The sequence below is a fragment of the Microcoleus sp. D3_18_C4 genome, assembly GCF_036702355.1.
Classification (GTDB): Bacteria; Cyanobacteriota; Cyanobacteriia; order Cyanobacteriales; family Microcoleaceae; genus Microcoleus.
Genome location: NZ_JAUBTF010000012.1, coordinates 25,440 through 38,796, shown reverse-complemented (window position 1 = coordinate 38,796; position 13,357 = coordinate 25,440). Strand labels below are relative to the sequence as shown.

Here is a 13,357-nt window from a genome sequence, read left to right as displayed (position 1 = left end):
AACCCTTGTGGAAGATGGCTTCTTGCTTCTACTTCTGGTATACAGTTCAACTTGAACGCAGTGCAGCAATAATCTGTTCGTTTGCTTTGGGAAAAGTAAATTGGTCAATTTCATCGAGTGTCACCCAGCGAATTTCCTCGCATTCGATCGTTTGCGGTTCCCCGCTGACGTGGCGGCAGTGGTGCACGTATAGTCTAACTGTAAATTTAGTGTAGTCGTGGTCAATTGTAATCAAGCGATCGCCAACTTCTACGACAATCCCCAACTCCTCCATAATTTCCCTTGCTATGCAAGCTTCGATTGTTTCCCCAGGCTCTATTTTTCCGCCCGGAAACTCCCAGAAACCCCCGTGCAGTCCATGTTGTCGGCGCTTGTCAATCAAAATTTGTTGGCGATCGTTCCAGATTGCAGCAACGCCGATAACTTTGTGGGCAACAGGAGAAACAGACATATTAATTATGAATGGGGAATGGGGAATGGGGAATTTAAGAATAATATCAATAATTATTCAGTTATTATTGAATCAACTATCTCAAATCAACTATCTCAAATCAATAATCAACAATCAAAACCTAAAATCTAAAATCTAAAATCTAAAATCTAAAATCTAAAATCTAAAATCTAAAATATTAAGCCCCCATCTTGCGAGGGGGGGCTTGACACTTGGCTCACTTAAATGTTAACAATCTACTAATCTTCCGAGCCATGTCTCTCACTGGCTTGTATGGACTTTTCAAAAGTCATTCGCTGTTCGGCATTTTTGAGAAAATAACCGCTAATCATAGCTGAGGCGAGCAATCTACCCAAATGTTCGCGACTGGTAGTCACTGTGACCCCGAAGTGTTCCGAAGGCAAATTCCCCAATAGTCCAACAATATTTCGCTCCATTACTTGAAACACTTCGTGAGAAGTCGGCTTAGACAACTGAGAAACTGTGTCGGGAGCCATTGACTGCACGTATTGCCATAATAAGTTGGCATTTTCTCCGTCTTCTTCAAAGAATTCTGGGGATTTGTTAGATGAGTTGCTCACGAGTACCTCCGTTTCAGACACAGCTTGTTATGTTAGACGCGGGCGGTTAAATTAAATAACCCTTATCTGATCGCTGCTGATCTTTATTACTAAGTAATTACTAATGTAGCAGGACAGTCATAGCAACCAAGTGGGCACAACCGAATTAAAAGCGGCGGTTTTTACGATTTTAGATTGGGGATTGCAAGTGGGGGGGGACCCGATCGCCAATCCCCAATCTAGCTAGCTGGCTAGATAATCGTTGATATCTTGCTTGCGCTTGCGGAGTTTGGTCAAAGCTTCCCGTTCTATTTGCCGCACTCGTTCCCGACTGATGTTGAGACGATCACCTATTTTTGCCAAAGTTAAGGTTTGCCCGTCTTCTAAACCAAACCGCAAGGCGATCACTTCTCGCTGTTGCTGAGTCAGTTCCGCCATCAGGTTATCTAAGTCAGTCCGCAGGGAAGATTGCAGGGCAAAATCTTCCGGGGTAGTACCCGTATCTTCCAACAAATCGCCCAACTCTGTATCTTGATTGTCTCCCACGCGCAAGTCCAGGGAAAGTGGCAGGCGGGCGCGATCGAGATATTCGCGAATCTGTTTGGGAGTCAATTCTAACTCGGATGCCAATTCAGCAGCCGTGGCCGCGCGACCAAGCTGTTGAGCAAGTTGGCGCTGGGCCTTTTTAATTTTGTTGAGCTTTTCGGTGATGTGGATCGGCAAGCGGATGGTGCGGCCTTTTTCGGCGATCGCCCGAGTAATTGCCTGACGAATCCACCAATAAGCATAAGTAGAAAATCTGTAGCCCTTAGTGGGGTCAAATTTTTCTACTCCCCGCTGCATCCCGATCGTGCCTTCCTGAATTAGATCCAGTAAATCTACGTTGCGCTTGATATATTTCTTGGCAACAGACACTACCAGGCGGAGATTGGCTTCCACCATTTGGCGCTTTGCCCTTTCCCCGTTTTCGATCGTCCGCTGCAACTGTGCCTCAGACAGCCCAACTGCCTGTGCCCATTCAGCCGCCGTCGGGTCGCGGCCTAACTCTTCGGCTAAAATATTTTTCTCCTGATGCAGTGCGGTTGAGCGCTGTACCTGTTTCCCATAGAGTATTTCTTGCTCATGGGTCAACAAGGGAACGCGGCCGATTTCCCGCAAGTAAGCGCGAACAGAATCTGTATCTGAGGACTTAAGAGTTTTCATGAGCTTTTCCCGCTGAGGATCTGTGCCTCTAAAGGTTTGCGGTAGTCGCAAACCCCTAGCTTTAGCTGGGAAGGAAAGCGGGCGGGGACTTGCGCTTTCCTTCCATTTAAAGAGGCTTAATTTTATGGTAGCTAGCTACTACTCCCAGTCAGCACCGTCTCAGGTTAGGTTTTGGTTGGGGCGTGCACAATACTACGTTATGTTAAGAATCTTAACATTTGTGAGAGCAATTGGCTACACTTCTTCATATTTATTTCATGCCAGCCTGAACAGTTGATACGAGAGTACCCGCTTTCCTGGCTTTACAGTTTGCATCAATATAAACAAAAGCCGCCACACCTCAGAGGGGGAGATTGGTAGAGGGGCAGGGCTGTTTCATTATCTTGTAGGGGCAGCCCCCCGTGGCTGCCCTGAATATGAAGTTACAGATATTGATGAACCCGCCCCAACAGATAATGACTCATAACTAATGACTAATAACTAATGACCGAAAGCATCCAGGATACAAGCCCCCGGATTCATCCGTCCAGAAATAAAAAACCTGTATCCGATAAACTTGCCCCCGAATTTATCCGTGGGATCAATGCTTCAATTCTTTAATCTAAAATCTAAAATCTAAAATCGATTGACTTCTTTGCCGTTGAGCTTCGTACAAGATGAGGGCTGCGGCGATCGACACATTTAAAGATTCTACGCCACGACTCAGGGGAATTTGGATTTGTCGATCGGCCAAACTCCTCAATTCTTCCGACAAACCAGAGCCTTCGTTCCCCAAAACTATCAGAGTCGGCACTCGCAAATCTACTTCCCAATAACTTAAACTGGCCCCGGCGACGGTTGCTAAAATTTGCATTCCTCGATTTTTATAGGCCGAGACTTCGGCGGTTAAATCTGGACTGACTGCCATTGGCAGCTTAAACCAAGCTCCTGCCGAGGCGCGCAGCACTTTGGGATGGTCTAAATCGGCGCTGTCTGCGCTCAGCAGCAAACCGTCAGCATTAGCAGCCGCAGCCGTGCGGACGATCGCCCCCAAGTTGCCGGGATCTTGGATTGTTTCTAGGGCTATTCCTAAAGTTGACAATTTTGCGGGCTCTGTTGCGGTGCGGGGTGCGGTGGCGACAATGCCGTCGGGTTGGACTGTAGTGGCGATCGACTCTAACACTTTTGCACTTACTAATTCTGTGCGATCGGCTAAATTACCAACTTGCTGCCAAAGTTCCCCGTGCTGATCCAGCCATTCGGGAGTGCAGCAAACCGTTGCTAGCGGGTATTTTGCCGCGCAAGCTTCTTCGAGCAAGTGCGTCCCTTCGAGTAAAAATAATTGTTGTTCCCTGCGTCCCTTCGAGCTGTGGAGCTTGCGAATTTCTTTAACTAGGGGGTTTTGAATACTTGTCAGCATTGTTTTATTCAGCAGAGCGAATGGGGTTATTGCCTGTATCGGGTTAACCCCAAACTTCCTTCTGCCTTTGGAATGCGGAACCCGGGACTTGAACCCGGAAGGCTTGCACCACATGAACCTGAATCATGCGCGTCTACCAATTCCGCCAGTTCCGCATCGGTCACGAATTACTACTCTGCCATACCTCCGCGAATCTGTCAAGTGTTTTGGGGAATTTATTTTTTTTCGGGGCTGCGAGTAATATTTGGCACAAATTACTGTTCGGGCTGAGAAATGCGTTAGTTTCGAGGATTTACTGTTAGCCAAACATCGCAAAACGCTGTGTAGTTGAGTACGGTGCATCAGATCGCGTCCGGTTATTAATAATCCCCAAGCTTTGATCTGACGCACCCTACGGGATTTGCTGAAAAAATGGGAATCTAATCAGCCAAATCTGCGAAAACCTCGCGCACGGCCGGATGCACCAAGCGGTGATTCTGCACGTTCAATCCCTTCGCCAAACTCGGATTCATTTCCAAAGCTTTAATCCCGTGATTTGCCAACTGCAAAACATAAGGCAAAGTGCTGTTATTCAAAGCTTGAGTCGCAGTCCAAGGCACGGCACCGGGCATATTTGGCACACCGTAATGCACAACTCCTTCCTCAACATAAGTAGGATTTGTGTGAGAAGTCGCCCGCAAAGTTTCCACGCAGCCGCCTTGGTCAACGGCTACGTCAACAATCACAGAACCGGGGTGCATCTTGGCAACAAATTCGCGAGAAACCAGCACCGGAGCTTTTTTACCTAAGACCAAAACCGCACCGATTAACAAATCAGCATCGGGCACAACTGCTTCAATTTGCAAAGGACTGCTGTAGAGGTATTCTACTCTGGAACCGAACAGAGTTTCTAAATAGGCTAGGCGATCGACATTTACGTCTAAAATCTGCACTCTGGCGCCCATTCCTACAGCAATTCGCGCTGCTTCTGTGCCAACGATGCCGCCGCCCAAAATCACTACTTTACCCGGTCTTACCCCTGGTACGCCACCCAAAAGTATGCCCCGGCCACCTTGCTGCCGTTCCAGAAACCGAGCTCCGAACTGCACGGCCAAACGCCCTGCAATAATGCTCATCGGCGTCAGCAGTGGCAATTTTCTGTCCGGGAGTTCGACGGTTTCGTAGGCGATGGCCTGGACTCCGCTGCTGATTAAATGCTCGGTTAATGTGCGATCGGCCGCCAAGTGCAAATATGTAAACAGCAACTGCTCTTTTTGCATCAGCGGATACTCAGCAGGCAGCGGTTCTTTAACTTTAACAATTAGTTCGCGCTTCCAGACATCGGAAGCCTTTAAGACAATCTTAGCCCCTGCTTGAACGTAGTCCTCGTCCGCGAAACCGGCCCCAGCACCAGCATTCGTTTCGACGAAAACTGTGTGGCCTTTGTCCGAACAAGCCCGGACACTTGTGGGGCTAAGCCCGACTCGAAACTCTAAATCCTTGATTTCCTTGGGGACGCCTATTTCCATCTATAACCTCTAATCTCAGGCATACGTAGATCGAATCTAACCTAAAAACCATCCCCAGCGGGACAATACTCTTGTAGATTTTAGATTTGGCAATCCGGCAATCCGGCTAGGAGAATATTTGTTGAATTTTTATCCAGTGCGATCGCAATTTCCTCACTTTAGACTTGAATTACATAATTTTTTGATTGATAGATCGACCGCAGATGTAGGGCTGATTAACACAGAGTAACGCAGATAATTTCAAGAAGAGTCAATATATTTGATCTGTCACTTATAATTTAACAGGCATAACTCGCCCCCCTATCTAAACAAATGCCACGCACACCTACCTTAACATTCGATCGCGGAACTCTATTGCTGCACCCGCCGCCCAAAGGCAGAGACTGGGTGGACTTTGCGACATGGGACGATCGCGTGGAAAAATACCGCATTCGAGCAATTCACTACCGCCCGCTGGTAGAATGCCTCCAAGCCGAGTGCATTTACTTTACCGACGAAGCTAGGGCCTACGAACTACTCGAACTCGTACCCAGCGTGGAAATGCAGCCTTACCCACATCAAGAACAGGCCCTCGTAGCTTGGCAGGAAGCAGGAAGCCAAGGAGTAGTTGTCCTCCCCACTGCTTCCGGCAAAACTTATCTGGCACAATTAGCCATGCAAGTCACTGGTCGCAGTACATTAATTGTAGTACCAACTCTCGATTTAATGCACCAGTGGTATGCTAATTTAAAGGCAGCTTTTCCCGATATCGAAATCGGATTGTTGGGCGGAGGTTCGCGGGACAAAACGCCAATTTTAGTGGCAACCTACGACAGTGCAAGTATTCATGCAGAAACTTTGGGCAATAAATATGGTTTGCTGGTTTTTGACGAATGCCACCATTTGCCAACGGACTTTTATCGAGTAATTTCCGAATATGCGATCGCGCCTTTTCGACTGGGACTGACAGCTACACCCGATCGCACAGATGGCCGCCACAGCGATTTACATTTCCTCATCGGCCCCACAGTATTTAGCAAAAGACCCGAAGATTTGGCAGGCGATGCTTTAGCCGACCATAAAATTGTTCAAATCATGGTAAAACTGTCAAAAGAAGAAACCGACCGCTACGGCGAATTAATCAACATTCGCAACGACTTCTTAAAACAGTCTAACATCAAAATATCCAGCCTCGATGGTTGGAAACAGTTTATCATGGCAAGCGCGCGATCGCCCCTAGGACGGCGCGCCATGCTAGCCCACCGCCAAGCTAAAGAAATCGCCCTTTGTACCGAAGGAAAACTGCGAATTTTAGCCCAAATACTAGCAGAACACTCTCCCCAGCGCACCCTAATTTTCACCGGAGACAACGCCACAGTTTACCGAATTTCCCAAGAATTTCTCATCCCCACAATTACCCACCAAACCCCCGTCAAAGAACGCCACGAAATCCTCGATCGCTTTCGCAGCGGCGAATACAAAACCCTCGTCGCCTCCCACGTCCTCAATGAAGGAGTGGACGTTCCCGACGCCAGAATTGCTATCATATTATCTGGCACCGGCAGCGAACGCGAATACATTCAGCGATTGGGTCGAGTTCTCCGCAAAAGCAGCGATGCAAATAAGTTAGCAATTCTGTATGAAGTCGTTACGGAAGACACCAGCGAAGAAAGAACTTCTCAACGCCGCCGAGGAGGAATGCAGCCTCACAAACCCCAACCACAAACACAAATAGAACCGCCAAAGCCAGAATATCAGAAATTAGAAACTGTCAAACCGACACCCATTTACGGAGTCAACCGAGAGACAACCAAAAAAGCAGCCGAGTCACCCGCAAAATGGGGAGAAGACAATGATGAAATTCCCTGGTAGCAAGCTTAAATAACTTAGTTGTGGGATGGGAAGTCTTCGCGAAAGGATGGTTAGATAATTAAAGCACTCCTAGGTCTATTTAAAATCTCAAATCTCAAATCTCAAATCTCAAATCGATTTACTGAGTCAACCGGGAGGTGACTAAAAAAGCAGCCGAATCACCCGCAAAATGGGGAGAAGACAATGATAATTTCCAGGAACATTGAAAATTGCCCAATTAGTGTATAATCTCAATATTAACTAATTCACCTTACCTAAAAATGAGCGAAACTGCACAACTAACTAACTTTAAAATTTTCCCCAAACATACAGGAGTTTGGGAGGGAGACTGGACAATACTCGATGGCGACTGCAAAGAAACCAGGCGTTTTACAGCAGTAGTAACCCAGAAAATAGTTGACAACGAGTGGAGGCAAACTAACCTTCAAACTTATGCCAATGGTCAGAGTGAAACCCAAAATTTTGTGGGTTATGTTGTCGGCGAAGGGCAAGTGCAAATTGAAGGTCTAGACTCGGTTTTTTCCAACTACAATACACTAGCGACAGAAGTTGGAGATGATTTGATAATTTTTCAAGTATGGGACAAAGCAACTGGCTTTATGAGGGCTGTTGAAACCATCCATCTTGTCAGTTCCGATCGGCGAATTCGGACTACCCAAAGCTTGACAGAAGAGGGAAAACTTAGGGGAGTTCTGGTGATTGTTGAACGAAGAATTGAGTAAAACTTTTCACTGCTTATGTTACCCACTGATTTATTAAGTCACCGCCAAAACGGAGAATCAATTATTCCTCTCCGCCTCAAGATAGATGCTAAAAACTTAGATGCAGCCACCGAAATGATCGACTGCTTCCAAAGTGCGATCGGCAAAACCCAAGGCGAACTCGACGGACGCTTGCTAGAATTAGAAGGCGACAGCCCAGATTATCGGCTGAAACGGGGATTAGCGCACCTGCTGAAAGGCGGTTTCTCCACCTTGGAAGTCATCAGTCCCCTAGAACCCTCAGAGTTGAGACAGCGGGTTTTTGCATTGTCTGCGCGATCGACTCCCAGCCCTCAATCCACCCAATTAACCCTGGAAAAAGTAGCAAGTGAACTCAGCCAAGAGTTAAACAGAGAAGTTTTGCCTCACGAAATCACTACAGGTTTATACGCCGATTTAAACGAAAACAAAATCCTCACTGAGTTTAATCCACCAACACCCGAAAACTTGCTTCACAAATACAATCTTTCTCAAGTTCAAGGCATATTTTACCGAGCAAGTCAAGTCCAATTAACCGCCCACCGCAACGATCCAGGAGAATACAAACTCTTATTTCGCTATCTGAAACTATTTCAATTAATGACTTACATCGAAGGCGATGCAGACCACGGTTTTACACTAACAATAGACGGCCCTACAAGCTTATTTAAACCCAGCACCCGCTACGGCTTAGCCCTGGCGAAAATGCTGCCCGCACTGCTGCACGTCACCAAATGGAGTATGCACTCGACACTGCACACAAAAGATCCTTTTAGTGGCGTTTTGAAAACAGGTAAATTCACCCTAAATTCCGACTGCGGTTTAGTCAGCCACTATCCCCCTGGCAAGCCTTATGATAGTATGTTAGAAGCCGCATTTGCTGAAAGATGGAACTCCACAAAAACCGAGTGGCAACTAGAGCGAGAAGTAGATTTAATTCCGATTCCAGGTAGCGTGATGATTCCCGACTTTCGGTTAGTGCATCCCGACGGGCGAGTGTTTTTATTAGAAATAGTTGGCTATTGGCGGCCGGAGTATTTGCAAAAGAAATTTGCACAAGTACAGAAGTCTGAATGCGATAACTTGATTTTAGCTATTTCCGAACGGCTGAATTTAGAAAAAGCCGGAGTCAATGTAAATGACGTGCCAGCAAAAGTAGTCTGGTTTAAAGATAAATTATTGCCCAAAGCAGTCCTGGAAGTCCTCGAATAGTAACCAATCCGCGCATCAGTTGGGAACTTCTTTCTTTCTCTCTCTCTGCGCCCTCTGCGCCCTCTGCGGTTCAAAAAAATCCTCTTCTATAAATCAAATCATCCTCAAAAAATCTCGCAGCACGCTATACTAAAATGGGAATTTTCCCAAATCCTTGCCACCGCGTAGTCTCACCCTAGAACCGATTGAAAAATGGCAGACACAAGTATTGTCGAAAGAATCAAAAAGCTTTTAGCCCTCGCCACCTCATCCAATGAAAACGAATCGACTGCTGCGGCTGAAAAAGCTTCCCTTTTACTGGCACAGTACAATCTCAGCCTCGCGGATTTAGGGCCAAATCACCAAGAAGAGATTGACGAAGACTCAGTTGAAACAACATCCAAATTTGTCACTTGGAAAATGATGCTGCTTTCGGGAATTGCCGACGCTAACGGTTGCACTGCCATGCGAAACACTTATAATGGCAGTATGTTTTTGGTGGGAACTTCTACAAACCTGATTGTTTGCAAACATCTGTACGAGTATTTGAGTTCTGCGATTGAAAAAAGGGCTAAATACCGCAAAGGAAACGGCAGGGGGTTGGCGTATCTGAATGCTTTTCGGGTTGGATGCGCGACAAGGTTGAGACAAAGATTGTTGGAACAAAAACAGGAGATGGAAGAGTCGGGGATTCCGGGTTCGGGGGATGTGGCGGCGACTCCAGGGATTGTAGTGCGATCGATGTTTGAGAAAAATCAACTGGCGATCGCCGATTATCTAGAGGGCCGAGGGGTTAAAATTAGAACGAGAACAGATTCTCAAGTCAGCAGCGCGGCGGGTTTTAATTCTGGGTATGAAGTGGGCGACAAAATTAGTTTGCACAAGCAAGTGCAGCCGCAAGGGGATATGAAGCAACTTAATGAATGTCTTTGAGTTCTGGATAGTAATTGATGGATAATCAAAACAGGGGTAAAATTAAAGCTAATTACAAATTAGGTCAGTGGGCGCACTGAAAAGTTGAGTATCATGCACCTTGATCCTGACTCTTCTTAAGAGTTTTGAAAACTTGCCACAAGATAAATGTAACAATTACGCTGAGGAAAAGTGCAGCCAATCCCCAAATTATTACTGATAGAATAACATAAAATATTCCTATTAAGGCTAAGGCAAATAATAATCCAATAAATATTGGTAGAACCAACCAATGTTTAAAGACCAGTCGAGTTAAAGATTTAAAGAAATGGGAATATCTTTGCTGTTCTAAATACAAAAAAACCAATTTAATCAGTATTAGTATCTCTCGTTTATATTCCCCAAGTTCCTTGGCAATTGGTAATGTCTGCTCGTATAACTCAATAGCTTGTGGTTTGTATCCTAGTTTTAAATTGGTAGAGCCTAAACGAGCCAATGCTACCATTTCCATGTCACGAGCGCCTGTTGTTTGTGCCAATAATATAATCTGCTCGTAACAACTTTTTGCTTTTATGTAATCTTCTTGCTGAGAGTAAATATTTGCCACACTAACCAGAGCAAAAATTTCGGCTTCACTGTTATTGACTTCACTTAGAAGAATTAATATTAGCTGATAATACTCTATAGCTTTAGGATAGCTTTTTAGTTCCTTATAAGCTTCTGCAATACCCAATAATACAGCTATTTCTCCCTGGTTGCCCATCTGTCGCACAATTGGTAAAGCCTGCTGATAGCACTCAATTGCTTTGACATAATCTTTTGAAGCTACATAAGTTGTTCCCAGACCAAACAAGACCAAAAACTCTCCTTCAATGTCGCTTTTTATTTGTCGCACAATGCTCAAACTTGCCTGGTACAAATTAATGGCTCGATCGTAATCCTCTTGTAGGTAATAAATCCATCCCAAATCTTCGAGTGCCCGTCTCTGACCCAAGGGATCTTGTATTTCTTTTGCTAGTGATAAATGCTGCTCGTGACACTCAACCGCATTGGTATAATCTTTAAGACGGCGGTAAACTGCACCCATATCTCTGAAAGATTTTTCCACACCTTTACTGTATTGAATCTCTTGCATAAGATTAAAGCTCTTCTGCTGGAATTGCATAGCTTTAACATAATCTTTACGACAGCGGTAAACCACACCTAAACTTCCTAATGCTGCTCCTTCAATTTGGCGGTCTGAAATTTCTTGTGCAATGAGTAAGCCTTGCTTTAAATACTGTATTGCTTGAGTAGAGTTACCCTGGATATGGTAAAAACCACCCAAATTTGTTAGTGCCGTGCCTTCCATACGACGGTCTGGGATTTGCCGTGCAATAGCTAAACTATCCTGATAGCACTTCATTGTTTTAGAAAACTTTCTTTGAGATAAATAAGTATTTCCTAGATTTCCCAAAACTATCCCTTCTAGACGGCGGTCTTGAGTTTCCTGTGCAATAATCAAGGCTTGGTGATGGTATTCAATCGCTATTTCATACTTTCCTAAAGCTTGATTTGCATTGCCCAAACCATTTAAAAAAGTAGAATTATTTATACCAGTTAACTTATGTAAAATCCGGCTATAAACTTCAATTTGTTGTAAATAGTATCCCCAATTACCCAATTGATTGTGTAAATTTTGATGTGTTTGTGTATCTAAAGAAGTAAAAAGGATTTCACTAGCTCTTTCCCAGTCTTCCACTACGCAGAGATGGTAGAACGCTTCCAAATATCCCCGGACTTTCTCAATATTGGACGCATCTGACTTCGGTTTATAATCTGTTAGCCACTGTACAACTGCTCTGTACTGAAGCCGCTGCTCGCGAGTTGGAAATTGGGTCCGGAGATTATGAGGATTGATACCTAACTTTTCCAAAATCAACTCACCAGATGGGATTGGGTTATTTTGCATAGTAAATTTGTCCAATTTTTTCAGGTTTATGGAAGGATTAATCGGTGAGCGATCGCCACACTGCGAATCAAATTATGTTGTCCCACCAGCCTATTATCTTCATCGTCAATTCCTCCATCTTCAACTAAATACCGATCGCGCAGAGTTTGCATTGCATCCTGTTGCTGCTTCTCACTGTAACCCTCGTCTTCTAAATTAATCAGCCACCACTTTTCTTTTACGTCGCAGCGATATATTGAGGTAGTGCAAAGCAAAAGATAGGCATCATAAACATCATTTCTTAACCGTTCAAAGGTTTTCTCAATCCGTTCCTCAACTTTTCTTCGCAAGACTTTCGTGTATGATGCTAACTGCCACCTATCCTCATCGCCTTTAATTATTCCTTGGTTGCGAGCTTCATCAATAGCTTCTTTCACCTCTTCAATGTAACGGCTATTCTCTTTCCAGTAAGCACTGACTTTTTTACCATAAGACTCTTTAATTTCTCCCGCGATTGTCCGCAAAGCCAAAGGATGCCCGTCATAAACTTCCCCAATTACTCGCAGGGGAGTATATGGTAATTCAAAATCGCCATCCAGTTCAGCTTTTTGAAATAAGGCTATTTGCTCCGGTATCTCTAATCCTTTCAAAAGTTGGCAATGCCAGAGATTTTTGTAGCGATCGCACTCTGCTGTCTCAAAGTTACTCGGCAAATCCTGAGATGTAAGAATAAATCGACTTTGACAATCTGATTCTGCCAAAAAACTGACAAAAAACTTACCCCACCACTCATCAGCAAAATCACCCCAATTATCCTCTTTATTTCCTGCCAATAGGTACTCAATAGAATCCATCAGGATTAAATACCGGTTTTCCCGCAGGCGTTTAACTAACCGCCGTAATAATTGTTCGGGTTTGCGATCGTCCTTTGGGACAGATTCCCCCCACTTCTCCAGCCATTGCAGCGCGACGCTGGCAAAACCTGAAACTTTTTTCTCATCTTCAAAATTCTCCCTGTGTTCGCTCCAATCTCCTCGCAATTCTTCTACGACACGTTCAGCCAAAGCAGTTTTACCGATTCCTGTAATGCCAACTAGAAGTAAAACGCGACAAGACCCGCGCACCTTTTTGCTCAATTCATCAATTAGTGTCTCCCGACCTACCCAGTCATCGTGTTTATAGACCGAAAACTCCATGTATGAAGCCTGAGTTGGGCTGTTATCAACCATTTCTTCCCAGTTTTCTATGCCGACAGCCTTGAAAAGTGCGACAAAGTTTTCTTGCCGAATTGCCTGCCCGTGTTCCAACCTCTGCACGGTTGCTCGATAAACACCACCTTTAGTAAGCAAAGTATGATCATCTTGATTCCAGCCCTTATTCTTTCTTGCCTGTTTAAAGTTTTTCTGTCCTTTTTCGGATGCTCTGATACTCATGCTTACCCTCTAACTAGCTTTTGTTAGCTTCAATTTTGACTCATTTTTGCAGCAGTAGCAGAAGTGAGTCAAAAGTGAGTCAAAAGTCAAGCGGTGAAACCCAGACGCATCAGGCATTATGAAGATGTGGGCAGCCAAAAACCAACTAACTGACTTGTCCCACAGTCAATCACCAACGC

At 44.9% G+C, this 13,357-nt stretch carries 11 protein-coding genes and 1 tRNA gene; 4 read left to right on the top strand and 8 right to left on the bottom strand.

Annotated elements, in window-relative coordinates; translation table 11 throughout:
• Positions 1–46: 46 nt before the first annotated feature.
• From mutT to ald, 6 genes are all read right to left on the bottom strand, one after another.
• On the bottom strand, positions 47–451 hold the full coding sequence (mutT, locus tag QUA90_RS08505) for an 8-oxo-dGTP diphosphatase MutT (RefSeq protein WP_333444922.1): 405 nt from the start codon (positions 449–451) through the stop codon (positions 47–49).
• Positions 452–690: 239 nt separating this feature from the next.
• Positions 691–1,032, bottom strand: coding sequence for a DUF760 domain-containing protein (locus QUA90_RS08500; protein WP_194009546.1), 342 nt, complete (start codon positions 1,030–1,032; stop codon positions 691–693).
• Between the two features lie 222 nt (positions 1,033–1,254).
• Positions 1,255–2,214 (bottom strand): RNA polymerase sigma factor, RpoD/SigA family, encoded by a 960-nt coding sequence (locus tag QUA90_RS08495; RefSeq protein ID WP_333444920.1) that lies wholly within the window; start codon positions 2,212–2,214, stop codon positions 1,255–1,257.
• A gap of 601 nt (positions 2,215–2,815) precedes the next feature.
• Positions 2,816–3,613, bottom strand: coding sequence for an RNA methyltransferase (locus QUA90_RS08490; RefSeq protein WP_333444918.1), 798 nt, complete (start codon positions 3,611–3,613; stop codon positions 2,816–2,818).
• A 73-nt stretch (positions 3,614–3,686) separates the two neighbouring features.
• Positions 3,687–3,768 (bottom strand) — tRNA-Leu (locus QUA90_RS08485).
• A 264-nt stretch (positions 3,769–4,032) separates the two neighbouring features.
• Positions 4,033–5,121 (bottom strand): alanine dehydrogenase, encoded by a 1,089-nt coding sequence (ald, locus tag QUA90_RS08480; protein ID WP_333444916.1) that lies wholly within the window; start codon positions 5,119–5,121, stop codon positions 4,033–4,035.
• A 312-nt stretch (positions 5,122–5,433) separates the two neighbouring features.
• On the opposite strand from ald, the gene QUA90_RS08475 reads away from it, so the two are divergent.
• The 4 genes from QUA90_RS08475 to QUA90_RS08460 all read left to right on the top strand — a co-directional run bounded on the left by QUA90_RS08475 (position 5,434) and on the right by QUA90_RS08460 (position 9,836).
• On the top strand, positions 5,434–6,972 hold the full coding sequence (locus QUA90_RS08475; protein WP_333444914.1) for a DEAD/DEAH box helicase family protein: 1,539 nt from the start codon (positions 5,434–5,436) through the stop codon (positions 6,970–6,972).
• A 260-nt stretch (positions 6,973–7,232) separates the two neighbouring features.
• Positions 7,233–7,694, top strand: coding sequence for a DUF3598 family protein (locus QUA90_RS08470; RefSeq protein WP_333444912.1), 462 nt, complete (start codon positions 7,233–7,235; stop codon positions 7,692–7,694).
• A 15-nt stretch (positions 7,695–7,709) separates the two neighbouring features.
• On the top strand, positions 7,710–8,924 hold the full coding sequence (locus QUA90_RS08465) for a DUF790 family protein (RefSeq protein WP_333444910.1): 1,215 nt from the start codon (positions 7,710–7,712) through the stop codon (positions 8,922–8,924).
• A gap of 192 nt (positions 8,925–9,116) precedes the next feature.
• Positions 9,117–9,836: a DUF2786 domain-containing protein gene (locus QUA90_RS08460; protein WP_333444908.1), complete on the top strand. Its 720-nt coding sequence runs from the start codon at positions 9,117–9,119 to the stop codon at positions 9,834–9,836.
• 91 nt (positions 9,837–9,927) lie between these two features.
• On the opposite strand, the gene QUA90_RS08455 is transcribed toward QUA90_RS08460, so the two are convergent.
• Positions 9,928–11,781 (bottom strand): tetratricopeptide repeat protein, encoded by a 1,854-nt coding sequence (locus tag QUA90_RS08455; protein ID WP_333444906.1) that lies wholly within the window; start codon positions 11,779–11,781, stop codon positions 9,928–9,930.
• 11 nt (positions 11,782–11,792) lie between these two features.
• Positions 11,793–13,178 (bottom strand): ATP-binding protein, encoded by a 1,386-nt coding sequence (locus QUA90_RS08450; protein WP_333444904.1) that lies wholly within the window; start codon positions 13,176–13,178, stop codon positions 11,793–11,795.
• Positions 13,179–13,357 lie beyond the last annotated feature (179 nt).

Excerpts from the sequence above, each read along its gene's own strand:
- mutT (WP_333444922.1), bottom strand. The coding sequence starts at position 451 with ATGTCTGTTTCTCCTGTTGCCCACAAAGTTATCGGCGTTGCTGCAATC.
- QUA90_RS08495 (WP_333444920.1), bottom strand. The coding sequence starts at position 2,214 with ATGAAAACTCTTAAGTCCTCAGATACAGATTCTGTTCGCGCTTACTTG.
- QUA90_RS08490 (WP_333444918.1), bottom strand. The coding sequence starts at position 3,613 with ATGCTGACAAGTATTCAAAACCCCCTAGTTAAAGAAATTCGCAAGCTC.
- ald (WP_333444916.1), bottom strand. The coding sequence starts at position 5,121 with ATGGAAATAGGCGTCCCCAAGGAAATCAAGGATTTAGAGTTTCGAGTC.
- QUA90_RS08475 (WP_333444914.1), top strand. The coding sequence starts at position 5,434 with ATGCCACGCACACCTACCTTAACATTCGATCGCGGAACTCTATTGCTG.
- QUA90_RS08470 (WP_333444912.1), top strand. The coding sequence starts at position 7,233 with ATGAGCGAAACTGCACAACTAACTAACTTTAAAATTTTCCCCAAACAT.
- QUA90_RS08465 (WP_333444910.1), top strand. The coding sequence starts at position 7,710 with ATGTTACCCACTGATTTATTAAGTCACCGCCAAAACGGAGAATCAATT.
- QUA90_RS08460 (WP_333444908.1), top strand. The coding sequence starts at position 9,117 with ATGGCAGACACAAGTATTGTCGAAAGAATCAAAAAGCTTTTAGCCCTC.
- QUA90_RS08450 (WP_333444904.1), bottom strand. The coding sequence starts at position 13,178 with ATGAGTATCAGAGCATCCGAAAAAGGACAGAAAAACTTTAAACAGGCA.